Source organism: Janthinobacterium sp. (assembly GCF_009923995.1).
Taxonomy (GTDB): domain Bacteria; phylum Pseudomonadota; class Gammaproteobacteria; order Burkholderiales; family Burkholderiaceae_D; genus Janthinobacterium.
The window spans coordinates 1-15,943 of record NZ_RFSK01000090.1; the positions used below are offsets into that span (position 1 = coordinate 1).

Genomic DNA, 15,943 nt, shown 5'->3' on the forward strand with positions numbered 1-15,943 from the left:
GAGACAGGCCAGAGCCGCCCGGCGCGGTGTACGTGACCGCATTGGCCACGAAGCTCGTATTGCTCCCACCCGTGCCCGTGCCGGCAGCCGCCGCGCCACCGGCGCCACGATGGGCAAGCCGGGCGGCAAGCCGAACGAGCCGTTCAACCTGGAGCGGTACCAGACCGACGACGCGGCCGCCGCCAGCACGGCAGCGGCCGCCCTGGCTGCACAGCAGGCAGCCCAGCAGGCGCATGCCGACGATGCGGCCGCCGCCGCCGCCGCGACCAGGGCCGCCCTGTCGCTGGCAGCCACGACGGCGGCACAGGCGGACGACAATGCCGCCAGCGTCGCCGCAGCCAATGCCGCCAGCGCCCAGGCAGCGTACACCGCCGCCCTGGCCGCCGACGCCGATGCCGCCACCCTGGCAGCGGCGGCACAGGTGGCGCAGGCTGCCGCCACGGCCGCACAGCAGGCCGACGCCACGGCGGCCGCCTCGGCCGCCGCCGCTGCCGTCGCCCAGGCGGCCGCGATCAGCGCCCAGCAGGATGACAACGCCGCCGCCAACGCCGTCGCCCAGGCTGCCCACGCCGCCGCCGCCTACCAGGATGCCCTGGCGGCCGACGCGGCCGTGGCAACCACGGCGGCCACGGCCGCCGCCGCCCACGCGGCAGCCACGGCGGCCCAGAACGACGATGCCGCGGCAGCGGCAGCGCAGGTGCAGGCCTCCATTTCGCTGGCTGCCGCCCAGCACGCCCAGGCCGACGATGCGGCTGCGGCTGCGGCCGCCCTCAATGTCATCAATGCGCAGGCGGCCTACAACGCCGCCGTCGCCGCCGATGCCGCAGCAGCGACGGCGGCAGCGGCAGCTGCCACCTCGGCAGCGGCCACGCATGCGGCCCAGGCGGACGATGCGGCAGCGGCCGCCGCGGCGGCCTTTGCGGCACAGGCTCACGCCAATGCGGCAGCGGCCCAGACCGACGACGCGGCGGCGGCCCAGGCCAATGCCAACGCGCAGGCAGCCGATGCGGCCCTGGCGCATGCCAATGCCGTCGCCGCGCTGACCGATGCCAGCGCGCTGGCCGTCATCTCCAACGCGGATGCCGCCAATGCCGCCAATACCCAGGCCATCGCCGACCAGACCGACGCGCATGCGCTGGGCCTGGCTGCCGATGCCGCCGCGGCAGCGGCGCTGAGCGCGGCCCATACGGCCGACCTGACGGATGCCAATGCCCTGCACCTGGCAGCCGACGCGGCAGCGGCAGCGGCCCTGCAAGCCCAGGCGCAGGCGGACCAGACGGATGCCCCGGCCCTGAGCGCCACCGCTGCCGCCGATGCGGCCGCAGCGGCCGCAGCCCAGGCGCTGGCCGACCAGACGGACGCCGCGCACCTGCTCGTGCTGAGCCAGGCTGCCCTGCACAATCCGCAGACGGTAGCCGACTTCCACACGGGCTTGCCGACGGCAGGCGGCGACGTGATCGACATGTCGGCCATCGCCCACCTGACGGCAGCGGCGGCCGTGGGGGTCAACCTGGGCACGGACTTCGGCGCCGACAACCTGTTCATCTTCGACAGCACGGCCGTATCGATCCACGATGCCGCCAGCGCCATCGCGGCCGACAGCAGCGTGCTGTCGGGACAGGGCTACATCGTCATCGCCGATGCGCAAAACAACGGCGCCGTCACGGTGTATCACTCGAGCGACCTGAGCAACGCCCACGCCATCGACACGGCGCTGGTGCTGCTGAGCGGCGTGAACATCACGCAGCTGACGGCGGCGAACTTCCATGTCTGATGCCATGGCAGCGTAGCCAGGACGGCGGCAGGAGCGCGGACGCAGTCGCGCCGCGCTCCTGTCGCCCGGTGATACCGAGTGCAACCCTGCAGGCCACGTGGCCGGAAAAACACGGGATGAGAGTACGCAGTTATCCAGCATCGCAACCTTGCCGGCGCCCCTGGGCCGGCATCCTGCCCTGCATCGCGGCCGTACTGGCGGCCGCCGTCATGGCAAGCGTCACCCCTTTCGCCGGCGCCCAGGGCGCCACGGCCTGGAGCTTCGACCAGGTCTTGCAGCAGGCGCTGCAAAGCCATCCGACCATCGCCGGCAAGCGCTCCGCGCAGGCGGCCGCGCGGGCCGACCTCGATGGCGCGCAATGGCAGCGCTTTCCCAGCCTGTCGGCCGAAGTGCCCACGGGGTCGCAGGAAACGGGCGGCGTGGTGCGCATCGAACAGCCCCTGTGGAGCGGCGGACGCATCGACGCCGGCATCGATGCCGCCGGCAGCCGGCTCGACGCGGCCGGCGCGGCCATCGAGGAAGAACGCCTGGCCCTGTCCCTGCGCGTCATCGCCGCCTACACGGAAGCGCTGCGCCAGACGGCCCGCGTGCGTTCGGCCGAGGAAGGGCTGGCCGAACACCAGCGCCTGCTGGACATGATCAAGCGCCGCGTGGTGCAATCGGTCAGTTCGCAGACGGACCAGCGCCTGGCCGAGTCGCGCGCCTACCAGGCTGCCAATGACGTGTCGAACGCGCGCCAGGCGCTGGAGAACGCGCTGGCCCAGCTGTCGCAGCTGGCCGGCAAGCCCGTGCGCCTGGTCAGCAGCACCGGCATCGGCGTGGGCGAACCGCTGCCCGACGCCAGCCTGGAGCGCGTCATGCCGCAGGCCATCGCCTACTCGCCCACCCTGCACCGCCTCGATTTCGAGGCGCAGGCGGCCGACTCCGACATCACCCTGCAGCGTTCGGCCTACATGCCGAAGGTGCTGCTGCGCATGGAAAAGCCCACGGGCGGCATCAATACCGACAACCGCACGCGCGCCATGCTGGTGCTGCAGGCGCAGCCGGGCGCCGGCCTGTCGGCCAAGGCGGGGGTGGACGCGGCCGTCGCCAAGCGCGAAGGGGCGCGCGCCGCGCACGATGCGGCCGAACGCGACGTGCGCGAGCGCTTTACCCTGGACTGGAACGAGGCCGAGGCGAGCCGCCAGCGCCTGGGCAATGCGGGCGAAGCGAGCACCACCTCGACACAGGTCTTCGAATCGTATGCGCGCCAGTACGTCATCGGACGCAAGAGCTGGAACGATGTACTCAACGCCGTGCGCGAAGCCACCCAGGCGCAGTTCGCCCTGGAAGACACGCGCGCGCAAGCCATCGCCGCCAGCCTGCGCCTGGCCGCGCAGACGGGCACCCTGGCCGGGCGCACGGCACCGGCCGGCACGGCGCAACGCAATTGACACCGACAGCACACACAGGAGACAGCGTGGATACCTCCATCAAACACGGCTTGCTGACCCTCGTCGACAGGGCCGCGCGGCTGACGGGCCAGCACCTGGCCGCCGCCCGCCTGGCCGACCTGCAGCGCCAGCTGGAAGACATCGACGACAATGGCGCGCCCGCCATGGTCCTGACCACCATCTGGCAGGCGGCCGGACTGGAAGGCACGGCGCGCCTGCTGCACGAACCGACGCCGGGCGAGCTGCCGTTCGCCGTCTACAGCGCCAGCACGGGCTGGGGCCTGCTGCAGTCGCGCGGCGCCGACGGCGCCTGGCGCGGCGAAGGCGTCGATGGCCGCGCCCTGCAGCTGGCATCGCTGGCCGGCCTGGCCTGCGTGGGCCTGCCGCGCCGCCCCGAAAAGAGCGCGGCGCGTCCCGGCGCCCTGGGCCTGGTGCGCGACGCCCTGTGGCTGAAGAAAAGCGTGTTTGTCGACGCCGTGCTGGCCACCGCGCTGGTGACCCTGCTGACCATGGCCACCTCGCTGTTTTCCATGCAGGTGTACGACCGCGTCATCCCGAACCAGAGCTTCAGCACCCTGTGGGTGCTGGTGGTGGGCGTGGCCCTGTCGATCGGCCTGGAATTCATCCTCAAGCAGGTGCGCAGCCGCATCGTCGACCACTCGTGCAACGATGTCGACCACGAACTGTCGGAATGGTTTTTCCAGCGCATGCTGGGCATCCGCATGGAAGCGCGTCCCGCCTCCGTCGGCACGCTGGCGGCGCAGGTGAAGGGCTTTGAAATGGTGCGCGGCGTGCTCACCTCCACTTCCCTGTTCGTGCTGACGGACGTGCCCTTCGCCCTGATCTTCCTGGCCATGATCACCATCATCGGCGGCTGGCTGGTGGTGGTGCCGCTGGTGGCCCTGCCGCTGGCCCTCGTGTGCGGCCTGATGTTCCAGCGCGCCATCCAGGCGCACACGCGCAAGAACCTCAACGCCAGCAACCGCAAGGCGGGCCTGCTGGTGGAAGCCGTCGATGGCGTGGAAACCCTCAAGGGCAGCAGCGCCGAATGGATGATGCAGGCGCGCTGGGCCGAACTGGTGGCCGAGAGCAGCCACGCGGAGCAGAATATCCGCGACTACGCGGCTCTGTCGCAGAACATCACGGCCGCCTTCCAGCAGCTGACCAACGTGGCGCTCATCTCCATGGGCGCCTGGTTCGTGGCGGAAAACCAGATGACCATGGGCGCGCTGATGGCCTGCACCATCATCAGCAACCGCGCCCTGATGCCCATCGTGCAGTTGCCCGCCGTGATGGTGCAGTGGGCGCATGCGCGCGCCTCGATCGACGGCCTGGAACAGGTCATCAGCCTGCCCAACGAGGCCGACAACGCGCAGTTCGCGCTGACGCCGCGCAGCCTCGACACGGGCCTGCGCTTCGAACGCATCCGCTTCACGTACGGCGGCGCGCAGAAGGTGGCGCTGGAAGTGGAAGCGCTGGCCATCCGCCCCGGCGAGCGCGTCGGCCTGGTGGGCGCCATCGGCTCGGGCAAGAGCACCCTGCTGAAACTGGCCTCCGGCCTGTACCAGCCGGCCGAAGGCAAGGTGTATCTGGGCGACGTCGACATGGCCCTGCTGGCGCCGCCCGTGGTGCGCGAAATGGTCGGCTACCTGCCGCAGGAAACGCGGCTGTTCAGCGGCACCCTGCGCGACAACCTGTTGTTAGGGCTGGCCGACCCGGGCGAGGAAGCCATCCTCGCGGCGGCCAGGCGCACGGGCCTCATCGAGCTGGTACTGGGCCAGCCGCGCGGCCTGGCGCTGGCCATCACCGAGGGCGGACGCGGCGTGTCGGGCGGCCAGCGCCAGCTGATCGCCGTCACGCGCCTGCTGCTGGCCAAGCCGAAAATCTGGCTGCTCGACGAGCCGACGGGCGCCATGGACGCGAAGACGGAAGCGCGCATCGTGGGACTGCTGGGCGAACTGGCGGCCGAAGGCGTGACGATGGTCGCCACCACCCACAAGAATGCCCTGCTGCCCCTGCTCGACCGCCTGGTGGTGCTGCAGGCGGGCCGCGTGCTGCTCGACGGGCCGCGCGATGCCGTGCTGGCCAAGCTGTCGGGCAAGCCGCAAGCCGTTCCCGCTTCCGCGCCCGCGCCCGCGCCGGTGGCCCAGGCGGCGGCAGCGCAAGGAGCCGTCGCATGAAACTGGCCAAAGTCGAAACGAAGCAGGAAGCCAAACGGGGCCGGGTGCTGATCTGGAGCTGCACGGCGGCGCTGGCGGGCGTCATCGCCTGGGCGTCGTGGGCGGAGCTGGACCAGGTCACGCGCGCCAATGGCCAGGTGATCGCCAGTTCGCGCAACCAGGTGATCCAGGTGGCCGACGGCGGCGTGCTGGCCGAACTGCGCGTGCATGAAGGCAGCGTCGTGAAAAAAGGCGAACTGCTGGCGCGCTTCGACCGCACGCGGGCCGAGACGAGCTACCTGGAAAGCACGGCCAAGGCGGCCGGCCTGAAGGCAACCGTGGCGCGCCTGCAGGCGGAAGTATTTGGCGGCACGCCGAAGTTCCCGCCCGAGCTGCAGGCGTTTCCCGAGTTCCGCGCCAACCAGATGACCTTGTTCACCAAGCGCCAGGGCGCCGTGCAGGCGGAAGTGGGCGCGCTGGAAAGCGCCATGAAGCTGATCAAGGAAGAGCTGGAAATGAACTTGCCGCTGCTGGAGACGGGCGACGTGAGCCGCGCCGAAGTGCTGAAGCTGCGGCGTCAGGTGGTCGACATCCAGGCACAGATCACCAACCGGCGCAACAAATACCTGCAGGACAGCCAGACGGACCTGGTGAAAGCCCAGGAAGACCTGGCCGGCGTGCTGCAGACGGTGACGCAGCGCAAGGAACAGCTGGGGTCGACGGACATCTACGCGCCCACGGATGGCATCGTGCGCAACGTGCGCCTCACCACCCTGGGCGGCGTGGCCAAGCCGGGCGAGGAAATCCTGCAGATCGTGCCCACGGACGACGACCTGATCATCGAAGCGAAAGTGAAACCGGCCGACATCGCCTTCATCAAGCCGGGCCTGCCCACGGCCGTGAAACTGGACGCCTACGACTACGGCATCTACGGCCGCCTGCGGGGCACGGTCAGCTACATCAGCGCGGACACTTTAAGTGAAGACAACAAGGGCAACGAACAGCCCTACTACCGCGTGCAGATCAAGACCAGCGGACGTAACCTGGTTGGCAAGAACGGTGAGCCGATCCTGATCCAGCCCGGCATGACGGCCACCGTGGAAATCAACACGGGGCGCAAGACGGTATTGCGCTATCTCACGAAACCGATCACCAAGACGTTCTCGGAATCCATGGGGGAACGCTAAGGCAGGGGCGGCGTCAGACGGCCGGCTTCAATCGACCGATCACGCTGGCCACCTTGGCCGTGATCATGTCGACGGCAGGGCCGTTGGCGCCGTGCGGCAGGATGACATCGGCATTGCGCTTGGTCGGTTCGATGAATTGCTTGTGCATGGGGCGCACCGTTTCCAGATACTGCTCGATGACGCTCTCCACCGAGCGGCCGCGTTCGGTAATATCGCGTTGCATGCGGCGGATGAAGCGCACGTCGGAAGCCGTGTCGACAAAGATCTTCAGCGACATCATGTCGCGCAAGTCCTCGTCATACAGGGCAAACAGGCCTTCGATGACGATCACTGGGGCCGGCTTGACCAGTATGGTCCTGTCGGAGCGGTTGTGCAGCGTGAAGTCGTACTCCGGCATCTCGATCGATTCGCCGTTGCGCAAGGCCTGGATGTGCTGTACCAGCAATGGCCACTCGAACGCCTGCGGATGGTCGTAATTCTGCTGGCGGCGCACTTCCGGGGAAAGGTGGGTCTGGTCGCGGTAGTAGTCGTCCTGCATCACGACAGAGACCATATCGGCGCCAAACGAGGCGAGCACTTGCTGGGATACCGTGGACTTGCCGCTGCCGCTACCGCCTGCGACACCGATGACAAATGGTTGGAAAGGAATATTATGCATGCCGAATGATACCGGAAACGCGGCCAAACGGACAGGGAGCGGCTGACTCAGAATGCGGCATGCGGCAATTCCGCGGCCCCTGCCGGACGGCAGCCCTGCGCCCTGGACGCGCTAATCGGCGCCCGGCGCCGGCTCGGCAAGCCGCCTGCCCTGGCGCGGCCGGCCATCGACCAAGGTGAGGGTCTGTATCCTGCCGTCGCCACTGTTATCGAAATGCAATGTGGCATCTTTTTCACGCATGAAGTAATCGTAGTCCCCTGCCGGGATCAATTCCACACGCACCGGACCGACCGGCGGCCCGGCGACATACAGATGGCCATGTTCGTGGCTGATGCGCAGCGTCGTGTTGGACACGGCAAAATCACCGGCAAACCGGGCGAACAGGGCGGGATTCGGCTGGGCGGCGACGCGTTCCTTCGGGCGATAGTCTTCCCATCCATACTCGGCAGCGATGCCGCGCGCGATTTCCTCTATCAGCATCCAGCCGTTATCCCCATTGGCGAGAATGACCGCGCCCTGCCCCGTACGCTCGTACGCAAACAGCAGCGCCTTGTAGCCGGCATTCGAGCCGCTGTGATGGAATGCCGGTTCCGCTCCGGCATGATCGAGTTCGACACCGAGGCCATAGCTGCCGCGCACGGGCGTCAGCATCGCCCTTGCCTGCTGCGGCGTGAGCAGCTGGCCATCCTGCCCGGAGGCGGCACGCTGGACGGCGAGGGCAAACAGCGCCAGGTCATGCGCCGTGCTCCACAGCCCCGCCGCGGCCAGTTCCGGATAGGCGCGCCAGTTTCCCGCCACGACACTGCCATCGAGCGCATGGCCGGATGCGGCGCGCATGGCGAGCGCTGGCGGCAGCGACTGCGCATAGAGCGTATCGCGCATGCCCAGCGGGGCAAATACCATTTCACGGGCCAGGGCGCCGAACGGCCGGCCAGTCGCGTCATGCAGATACTGTTCCAGCGCAACATAACCGAGGCTGGAATATGCGTAGCGGGTGCCCACGGGCGTGTCCACCGTGACGGGCGGATTCGTCGCCGGGCGGGAGCCGGCCAATATCTGCAGCAGCGTGGGCTGCGGCGCATCGCTGGCGTAGCCCGGCAGGCTGAAGGTCGGCATGCCGGCGGTATGGCTGAGCAGTGCCCGGGCCGTCACGGCCGGCTGCGCGCCGGGCACCTGCCACTGGCGCAGCCGCCGGTTGACGTCTTCATCAAGATCGATCTTGCCCTCGGCCGCAAGCCGCAGCGCCATCAGGGCGGCCACCGGCTTGCCGATCGAGGCTACCTGAAACAGCGTGCCGGAGGTGACGGGGCGGCCCGTCCGCGCGTCCGCAACGCCGTAGGAGCCGCTCCATTCCACCGCGCCGGCATTGAGGACGGCAATGCTCACGCCCGGCACGTTCAGGGCCTGCATCCGCTCGGCCAGGCGCATGGCGTAGGCAGGCGCCCCGCGGACGGCAACGGGCTGCAGCAAGCCGTTTTCAACCCGCGCCATGCGGGCCTGCACTGCGCCGCTTTCGCCCTGCGCCTGCGCGTCAAGCACGGCTACCGCCAGCAGCAAGGTCCAGACATATCGCATCATAGTGCCGCCAAAATAATCTACTGTCCATACTGCAAGGCAGACCCGCCCGCAGCTCAGCGCTTTTCCTTGTTGATCGCTTGCAGCAGCTTGAACGCTTCGTGCTCGATCGCCGGTTCAGCCTCCGCCAGCTCCTTGCTCGCCTGCACGTACGCGGCCCGCTTGCGCTCCTTCTTTTCTTCCGGCGCAACGGCCGCCGTCATGCCAGGCATGATGAGCTGGGCACCGGAGTTGTACTTCTTGTGGATGACCTGCTTGCCGTAGGGGGTGGTATAGAAGCGGGTCATCTCGGTGGCCGTATCGGCGGAGATGACGCGCGTGAGTGCGGGCGCCAGGCGCTGGTATATCTCTGCGGGCGGAACCTTATCGAGCTTGGCCAGCACGGCCTGCTTCTGGCCTTCGTTGGAGTAGCGGCTGCGGGCGGCGACGCCTTTCAGCACTTTTTCAATCTGCATCGCGCCCAGCAGGTCCTGCACGGCCTTGAGATGTGCCGGCGCGGGTGCGGCGGAATGCGTTGCCGGCGCGGCGGCAGCGGCACCTGCGGGGCCTGCGCAGACCAGCGACAGGCCCAGTACGACTTGCATTGCAAACTTCATGAGTTTCCTTTGGATGAGGATGAGGAGGTAAATGCCCGCTGCGCGCGCTGGCAACGCCACGGCAGGCGGGGTCATGCCGGTCGAACCACGGGGCGGCGCGATCTTGCCGGCCGCCAGCAGTCACCGGTAGCCGCCAAACAGGTTCAGGGCAAGGTACGCCAGGACGACGACGATGAAGGCAATGCCGCAGTAGGTAGACCACATCATGAACTTGCCCTCGGCGCTGCCCTCCTTGCTCAGCCTCGAATAATAGGCCCACGCATCTCCTGGTTCATAGGCTTTCTTCTTGCGGTGCTTGTAGTCGATGATCTGGTTGGGGATGCCAAAAAAGATGATAAACAGCAATAAAATACCCTTTAACACTAGCATATCGCTCTCCGCCTGTCGTTGCCTGCATGTCTGTAGCGCCAGGCTGGTCGTCAGCGTGGCGGATGGTTTACCGTATGGGATGGCGGCACGAGAGCATAACGAAATACCATGCAAAAAAAGTCACACATTGTCACATTCGCATGCAGGGTGGCCGATGGCGCGGTCGGTGAGCCCGGCAGCGGTATCTGGCGGGCCGGTCAGCTGCCATGCAGCAGCTGCGCGTACAGCCCGGCTACGCGCTCGGCCGTGATGCCCTCGCGCTGCTCCACGGCCAGCGGGTGGTCCGTCGGCTCCAGCTCGATGGACGGACGCAGGCCGTCGTCGCGCAGGTGCACGCGGGTCTTCAGGTTCAGGGTGTCGGGATAGGCAGGCAGGCGCGTGCTGAGCCAGCCGAAGAAGGGGCCGATGTGGGTCCGTTGGGCATCGTGGAAGCAGGCATCCCAGGCATCGAAGCTGTCGCCGCTCAGCGACACCCACACGCCCCAGCTGAACGGTTCATCCGCGCCATGCACGGGGATATCGATGGTGGCGCGCACGAAGCAGTACGCTTCGTCGACGATGCAGGCATCGCTGTCGAGCTGGCAGCGCGCCGCCCGTTCGGCGGGCGCGATCTGTTCGTACAGCCACGGGGCCTCGGCGCCGAAGCTGGGCATGCCCGTGTGGGTTTCGCCGCATGTGCGGCACAGGAAGGAAAAGGTCACGCGGGAAGGATGCCTTACTCGAATTGCTTGCGGAACGCCTCGAACTGCGCCGCCAGGCCGTCGAAATCGCTGCGTAGCTGCAGCACTTCCTGTTCCAGCTGGGCGACACGGCTGCCCTGCTGCGGCGCGCTGACGGCGCCCGCGAAACCGGCCGCCGTCTCGCTCTGCGCCAGCGCTTCCTCGCCGCCCAATAAATGGCCGTAGCGCGGTTCCTTGGCGCCCGGGGCGACGGCCAGCCTGGCCACCAGCGGCGGATATTTGTCGATGAGGAACTGCAGGCCGGACTCGACTTCCGCCACGGACTTGAATTCATGCACCCGGCCGCTGCGGCTGCGGATCTCGCCCGCAGTCTGCAAGCCGCGCAGCATCAGGATCGTCAGGATGGCCAGCTTGTCCTGCTCCAGCGACCACTTGATGCGCATGCGGTGCTCGTACTTGGCGACCCGGGCGCCCGCCTGCGTGATGCCGTTGACGAATTTGCGCTGCATCAAACGCTGCAGCACGTCGTACACGGTTTCCTCGGACAGGGCCATGACGGGGTCACGGCTGGACAACTGGTTGCAGCCGTTGGTGAGGGCGTTGAGCGACAGCGGGTAGCTGTCCGGCGTCAGCGCTTCCTTTTCGGCCAGCACGGCCAGCACGCGGATCTCGAAGGGGTCGAGCAGATTGGGATTGTCGCTGCTTTTATCAGCTGCCGTCACATCAGTATTCATGCATGGATCCTTAATCGACCAGTTTGTTCATTTGCTCGGAATCAAATTTATCACATTCGGGCACGCCCTGGCAGCAGATGCCTGCCGCCTTCAGGGTGGCGAGGATGGTTTCGATGCGCTGCTCCTGCGCCACGGCGTGCGTGATCAGCCCTTGCAGGGCCTTCGACAGGGGATCGTCGCCGTTCGGCGTGACGCCATACGCGGCGAACAGGTGCGCCGTGCTGCCTTCGCGCAGGGCGTTGACGTCCTTTTGCACGATGTGCGCGGGATTGCCCACGGCCGTGCCGCCGGCCGGCACGGGTTTCAGGAGCACGGCGTTCGAGCCCACCTTGGCGTACTCGCCCACCGTGAAATTGCCCAGCACCTGCGCGCCGGCGCCGACGATGACGCCCCGCTCCAGGGTCGGGTGGCGCTTGGCGCCACTGTGCAGCGAGGTGCCGCCCAGGGTCACGCCCTGGTAGATGGTGCAGTCGTCGCCGACGACGGCCGTCTCGCCGATCACCACGCCGAAGCCGTGGTCGATGAAGACGCGCCGGCCGATGGTGGCGCCCGGGTGGATCTCGATGCCCGTGATGATGCGGCCGATATACGAAATGAAGCGCCCTACCCACTTCATGTGCCGCGTCCAGCACCAGTGCGCCCAGCCATGCATGACGATGGCGTGCAAGCCCGGATAACAGGTCAGCACCTCCCAGCCGTTGCGGGCGGCGGGGTCACGTTCGATGATGCTGTTGATGTCTTCGCGCAAGTGGTGGAACATAAGACGGATTTCTGAATGGGTAAGAGACAAGACGCAAATGGTAGCGTATTCGGTGGCATGCTGCCGGAGAGGCAGATAAACAAGCGCCGCCTCAAGGGCGGCGGCATATCCAGTGGACTCAACCCAACGGCGAAAGTGCCGGGGTCGTACCCTGAGGGTACGACCCCAGTATTTGCTTTTGGGGTAAAAATAGATCAAGCAAACGGCACGCTGAGTATTTGCCCGCCTGTTAAGGCTCCAGCGCGATGCGCTGGCGGCGGGCTTCGTACAGACAGACACCGGAAGCGACCGACACGTTCAAACTCTCGACGGAGCCGAACATCGGGATGCTGACGAGGATGTCGCAGGTGTCGCGCGTCAGGCGGCGCATGCCTTCGCCTTCGGAACCCATGACGAGGGCCGTCGGGCCCGTGAAATCGGCTTCGTACAAGCCTTTTTCGCCGTCGTCCGAGGTGCCGATCAGCCAGATGCCGCGCTCCTTCAGCTCACGCATGGTGCGCGCCAGGTTCGTCACGGTGATGTACGGCACGGTTTCGGCGGCGCCGCTGGCGACCTTGGCGGCCGTGGCGTTCAAGCCCACGGCACGGTCCTTCGGCACGATGACGGCATGGGCGCCGACGCCGTCGGCCACGCGCAGGCAGGCACCCAGGTTGTGCGGGTCGGTGATGCCGTCGAGAATCAACAGCAGCGGCGGGCCGTCGATGGCGTCCAGCAGCTCATCGAGATTGCGCGCCAGCGACAGCTGCGAGGCAAAGGCGATCACGCCCTGGTGGCGGCGCGTGCCGACGATTTTATCGAGACGCGACGAATCGACGGGCATGACGCGCACGTTGGCTGCCTTGGCGGCGGCGATCATGTCCTTCATGCGGCCGTCGACGCGGCTGGCATCGACGAAAATTTCTTCCACGGACGACGCTTCATGACGCAGACGCGAGGTGACGGCGTGGAAGCCGAAAATCATTTTATTCTTCATTATTTATCGTTTCTTCTTGCTTGTTTTTGATGCAGATACAGTTTTTGCTGCTCGTGGTGCCGCCGCAGCGGGCGCCGCGGCTGGTTTCTTGCTGCGCTTCGGCGCGGCGGCCTTGGGGGCTGCCGCCTTGGGGGCTTCATTCCGGGCTGCCTTGGCTGCCGGCTTGGCGCCGTTGGAACGGCCGGCGGAGCCATTGTCAGCCTTGACGCTGGTTTTGATCTCGTGGCGCTGCTCGGTCGCGGGACCGGGCTTGACCATCGATTTCTTTTCGCCCTTGCGCTTGCCGCCCGACTGCTTGGCTGGCGCATCGTCGCCCGCCAGTTCCGCCTCGGTGACGAGGCGCAGGTCGATCTTGCGCGTTTCCAGGTCGACACGTGCCACTTGCACCGTCAGGCGGTCCGTCAATTGATAACGTTTGCCCGTGCGTTCGCCGCGCAGTTCATGGCGCGCGTCGTCGTACTGGAAGTAATCGGTGCCCAGCTCGGTGACGTGCACCAGGCCTTCGACGAACAGGGTGTCGAGCTGCACGAACACGCCAAACGTGGTCACGCCCGTGATGGTGCCCGTGAACTCTTCGCCCAGCTTGTCCTGCATGAAATAGCACTTGAGCCACGCTTCGACGTCGCGCGACGCTTCGTCGGCGCGGCGCTCGTTGGCCGAGCAATGCACGCCCAGCGCGTCCCAGATGGTCAAGTCCGTCTTCTTCGGCTTGCCGTCCGCCTTGTCCTTGGCCTGTTGCTTGCGCGTGGCGTTCGACACGTTGGTGTTCAACACGACCTTGTCGGAAAGCTTAGGCTCGTATTTCTTGCCTTGCAGAATGGCCTTGATGGCGCGGTGCGTCAGCAGGTCGGGATAGCGGCGGATCGGGCTGGTGAAGTGGGCATATGCTTCGTACGCCAGGCCGAAGTGGCCGATATTGTCCGGGCTGTAGACGGCTTGCTGCATCGAGCGCAGCAGCATCGTCTGCAGCAGGGCCGCATCGGGACGCTGCTTGATCTGCTGCATCAGGGTCTGGTAATCGGATGCCGACGGCGTATCGCCGCCCGTCAGGTTCAGGCCCACCTGCTTGAGGAAGGTGCGCACTTGCGTGAGCTTTTCCTTGGTCGGGCTGGCGTGGATGCGGTAAGTGCCCGGGTGCTTGTTACGCAGCAACAAATCGGCCGCGCAGACGTTGGCCGCCAGCATGCACTCTTCGATGATCTTGTGCGCTTCGTTGCGCGTGCGGGGGATGATCTTTTCGATCTTGCCGACGCTATTGCAGACGATATACGTTTCCGTCGTCTCGAAATCGATGGCGCCCCGCTCCGTGCGTGCTTTCAGCAAGGCGCGGTAGACGGCTTCCAGGTTCTGCAGGTGCGGCAGGATGTCCGCGCGCCGTGCCGCCTCGGGTCCCTTGGTATTGCCCAGCACGGCAGCGACTTCGTCATAGGTCAGGCGCGCGGCCGAATGGATGACGGCCGGATAGAACTGGTAAGCCTTCAGCTCGCCCTTGTCGCTGACGACGGCGTCGCACACGAGGGTCAGACGGTCGACGGCCGGATTGAGCGAGCACAGGCCATTCGACAGCTTTTCCGGCAGCATGGGAATCACGCGGCGCGGGAAGTACACGGACGTGCTGCGTTCGAGCGCGTCGATATCGAGCGCGTCGTTCGGCTTCACGTAATGGCTGACGTCGGCAATGGCGACGATCAGGCGGAAGCAGTTGGCGCGGCCCACCTTGACGGGTTCGCAATACACGGCATCGTCGAAGTCGCGCGCATCCTCGCCGTCGATGGTAACAAGCGGCACGTCGCGCAGGTCGACACGGTCTTTCAGGTCGGCGGCTCGCACTTCGAAGGGCAGCTTTTCCGCCTGCTTCAGGGCGGCGGCGGAAAAGACGTGCGGCACGTTGAATTTACGTACAGCAATCTCAATTTCCATGCCGGGGTCATCCAGGGCGCCCAGTACTTCGACGATCTTGCCGACGGGCTGCTTGAAGCGCATGGGCTGTTCCGTCAGCTCGACGCTGACGATCTGCCCCGCCTTCGCCTTGCCCACGGAACCGGTGACGAGGATATCCTGGCCGATGCGCTGGTCTTCCGGCGCCACCACCCAGTTGCCGTTTTCCTGGATCAGGCGGCCGATGACGTGGGTGTTGGCGCGCTGCGTGACTTCCACGATCGTGCCTTCCGGGCGGCCGCGGCGGTCGGTGCCGACGATGCGGGCCATGACCTTGTCGCCGTGCAGTACTTTCTGCATTTCTTTCTCAGGCAGGAACAGGTCGGCGCTGGCGTCGTCGGGAATGACGAAGCCGAATCCATCGCGGTGGCTGGTGACGCGGCCGGCGACGAGCGCGCTCTGGTCGGCCAGCGAGAAGACGCCGCCGGCATCAGACTTGAGCTGGCCGTCGCGCTCCATCGCCTTCAGGCGACGGACCAGGACATCCATGGAATCGGCATGCACTTGCAGCGTTTTCCCGAGAGTCTGCGGATCGAGAGGCGCGTTGACGCTGCGGAATATGCCGAGAATGTCCTCCCGGCTGGGGATGGTGTGGGTATTTTGGCTCAAAAGTATTTCTATAGTTGTTATTGACAGTGATCAAACGGAGAACAAAGACCGATGACATCACCGTCAATATTGACACGGTGATGTCCGGTAGTGTACCGGACGACGCCTTGGTTTGCCTAACGGACAGCGTGTCGGAAACAGTACAAGACGCCCGCCGATGAAAAAAAGGAGAAAAGCTGCGCAATGCATTTGACTTCGGCAAATATTGCTCTATAATCTCGGTCTCTTGCAGCGACAAACCTTCACGGGAATGCAGTTGCAGGAAAGCGGTACAGGGTTGATGTGCAGTATGGAGCGAAAGCTCATCTGGCGCAAAACTCTTCAAGTCGCTATAATAGCAGAATTGTTGCAGTGAGTTGTTTTGCAACAAATACTCGAGCAGTAAAAAGTAGTAAGTCACAGCAGCATCAGTGCCCACGTGGCGGAATTGGTAGACGCGCATGGTTCAGGTCCATGTGCCTTCGGGTGTAGGGGTTCGAGTCCCTTCGTGGGCACCAT

The 15,943-nt window shown here is 66.1% G+C and carries 13 protein-coding genes and 1 tRNA gene; 5 read left to right on the forward strand and 9 right to left on the reverse strand.

The annotated features are described in order from the left end of the window. The 4 genes from EBS11_RS26290 to EBS11_RS26305 form a co-directional block, all read left to right on the forward strand. Window positions 1-1,774, forward strand: a 1,774-nt coding sequence (locus tag EBS11_RS26290; protein ID WP_290608091.1) for a hypothetical protein, incomplete at its 5' end; no start/stop codon positions are given. Window positions 1,775-1,890: 116 nt separating this feature from the next. Next, window positions 1,891-3,207 carry a TolC family protein gene (locus EBS11_RS26295; RefSeq protein ID WP_290608093.1) on the forward strand — a complete coding sequence of 439 codons (1,317 nt, stop codon included), beginning with the start codon at window positions 1,891-1,893 and terminating at the stop codon, window positions 3,205-3,207. A gap of 26 nt (window positions 3,208-3,233) precedes the next feature. Continuing rightward, window positions 3,234-5,387, forward strand: a complete 2,154-nt coding sequence (locus EBS11_RS26300; protein ID WP_290608095.1) for an ATP-binding cassette domain-containing protein — start codon at window positions 3,234-3,236, stop codon at window positions 5,385-5,387. Next, on the forward strand, window positions 5,384-6,553 hold the full coding sequence (locus tag EBS11_RS26305; RefSeq protein WP_290608097.1) for an HlyD family type I secretion periplasmic adaptor subunit: 1,170 nt from the start codon (window positions 5,384-5,386) through the stop codon (window positions 6,551-6,553). Before EBS11_RS26300 ends, EBS11_RS26305 begins: the two co-directional genes overlap by 4 nt. A gap of 13 nt (window positions 6,554-6,566) precedes the next feature. Here the strand turns inward: EBS11_RS26305 and udk are convergent, their stop codons facing one another. The 9 genes from udk to rnr form a co-directional block, all read right to left on the reverse strand. Further along, window positions 6,567-7,211, reverse strand: a complete 645-nt coding sequence (gene udk / locus EBS11_RS26310) for a uridine kinase (RefSeq protein WP_290608099.1) — start codon at window positions 7,209-7,211, stop codon at window positions 6,567-6,569. A gap of 111 nt (window positions 7,212-7,322) precedes the next feature. Then, window positions 7,323-8,789 carry a serine hydrolase domain-containing protein gene (locus EBS11_RS26315; RefSeq protein WP_290608101.1) on the reverse strand — a complete coding sequence of 489 codons (1,467 nt, stop codon included), beginning with the start codon at window positions 8,787-8,789 and terminating at the stop codon, window positions 7,323-7,325. Window positions 8,790-8,842: 53 nt separating this feature from the next. Beyond that, the gene (locus EBS11_RS26320) at window positions 8,843-9,382 is read right to left on the reverse strand and encodes a hypothetical protein (protein ID WP_290608103.1); all 540 of its coding nucleotides are present in this window, start codon (window positions 9,380-9,382) and stop codon (window positions 8,843-8,845) included. A gap of 120 nt (window positions 9,383-9,502) precedes the next feature. Continuing rightward, a complete protein-coding gene (locus tag EBS11_RS26325) occupies window positions 9,503-9,751 on the reverse strand; it encodes a hypothetical protein (protein ID WP_290608105.1) in 249 nt (82 codons plus the stop codon). Between the two features lie 197 nt (window positions 9,752-9,948). Then, window positions 9,949-10,452 (reverse strand): DUF2199 domain-containing protein, encoded by a 504-nt coding sequence (locus tag EBS11_RS26330; RefSeq protein WP_290608107.1) that lies wholly within the window; start codon window positions 10,450-10,452, stop codon window positions 9,949-9,951. 14 nt (window positions 10,453-10,466) lie between these two features. Further along, window positions 10,467-11,165, reverse strand: a complete 699-nt coding sequence (locus EBS11_RS26335) for a DUF480 domain-containing protein (protein ID WP_290608109.1) — start codon at window positions 11,163-11,165, stop codon at window positions 10,467-10,469. 10 nt (window positions 11,166-11,175) lie between these two features. Beyond that, a complete protein-coding gene (gene cysE, locus EBS11_RS26340) occupies window positions 11,176-11,925 on the reverse strand; it encodes a serine O-acetyltransferase (RefSeq protein ID WP_290608111.1) in 750 nt (249 codons plus the stop codon). A 229-nt stretch (window positions 11,926-12,154) separates the two neighbouring features. Then, on the reverse strand, window positions 12,155-12,898 hold the full coding sequence (gene rlmB, locus EBS11_RS26345) for a 23S rRNA (guanosine(2251)-2'-O)-methyltransferase RlmB (RefSeq protein ID WP_287778684.1): 744 nt from the start codon (window positions 12,896-12,898) through the stop codon (window positions 12,155-12,157). A 3-nt stretch (window positions 12,899-12,901) separates the two neighbouring features. Beyond that, entirely contained in the window at window positions 12,902-15,445 is a 2,544-nt protein-coding gene (rnr, locus tag EBS11_RS26350) for a ribonuclease R (protein ID WP_290608115.1), read from the reverse strand. Window positions 15,446-15,857: 412 nt separating this feature from the next. On the opposite strand from rnr, the gene EBS11_RS26355 reads away from it, so the two are divergent. Further along, window positions 15,858-15,942 (forward strand) — tRNA-Leu (locus EBS11_RS26355). Window position 15,943: the final 1 nt, after the last annotated feature.

Coding starts and splice junctions, on each gene's coding strand:
- EBS11_RS26335 (WP_290608109.1), bottom strand. CDS start 11,165: ATGAATACTGATGTGACGGCAGCTGATAAAAGCAGCGACAATCCCAAT.
- EBS11_RS26305 (WP_290608097.1), top strand. CDS start 5,384: ATGAAACTGGCCAAAGTCGAAACGAAGCAGGAAGCCAAACGGGGCCGG.
- EBS11_RS26320 (WP_290608103.1), bottom strand. CDS start 9,382: ATGAAGTTTGCAATGCAAGTCGTACTGGGCCTGTCGCTGGTCTGCGCA.
- udk (WP_290608099.1), bottom strand. CDS start 7,211: ATGCATAATATTCCTTTCCAACCATTTGTCATCGGTGTCGCAGGCGGT.
- EBS11_RS26315 (WP_290608101.1), bottom strand. CDS start 8,789: ATGATGCGATATGTCTGGACCTTGCTGCTGGCGGTAGCCGTGCTTGAC.
- rlmB (WP_287778684.1), bottom strand. CDS start 12,898: ATGAAGAATAAAATGATTTTCGGCTTCCACGCCGTCACCTCGCGTCTG.
- cysE (WP_290608111.1), bottom strand. CDS start 11,925: ATGTTCCACCACTTGCGCGAAGACATCAACAGCATCATCGAACGTGAC.
- EBS11_RS26325 (WP_290608105.1), bottom strand. CDS start 9,751: ATGCTAGTGTTAAAGGGTATTTTATTGCTGTTTATCATCTTTTTTGGC.
- EBS11_RS26295 (WP_290608093.1), top strand. CDS start 1,891: ATGAGAGTACGCAGTTATCCAGCATCGCAACCTTGCCGGCGCCCCTGG.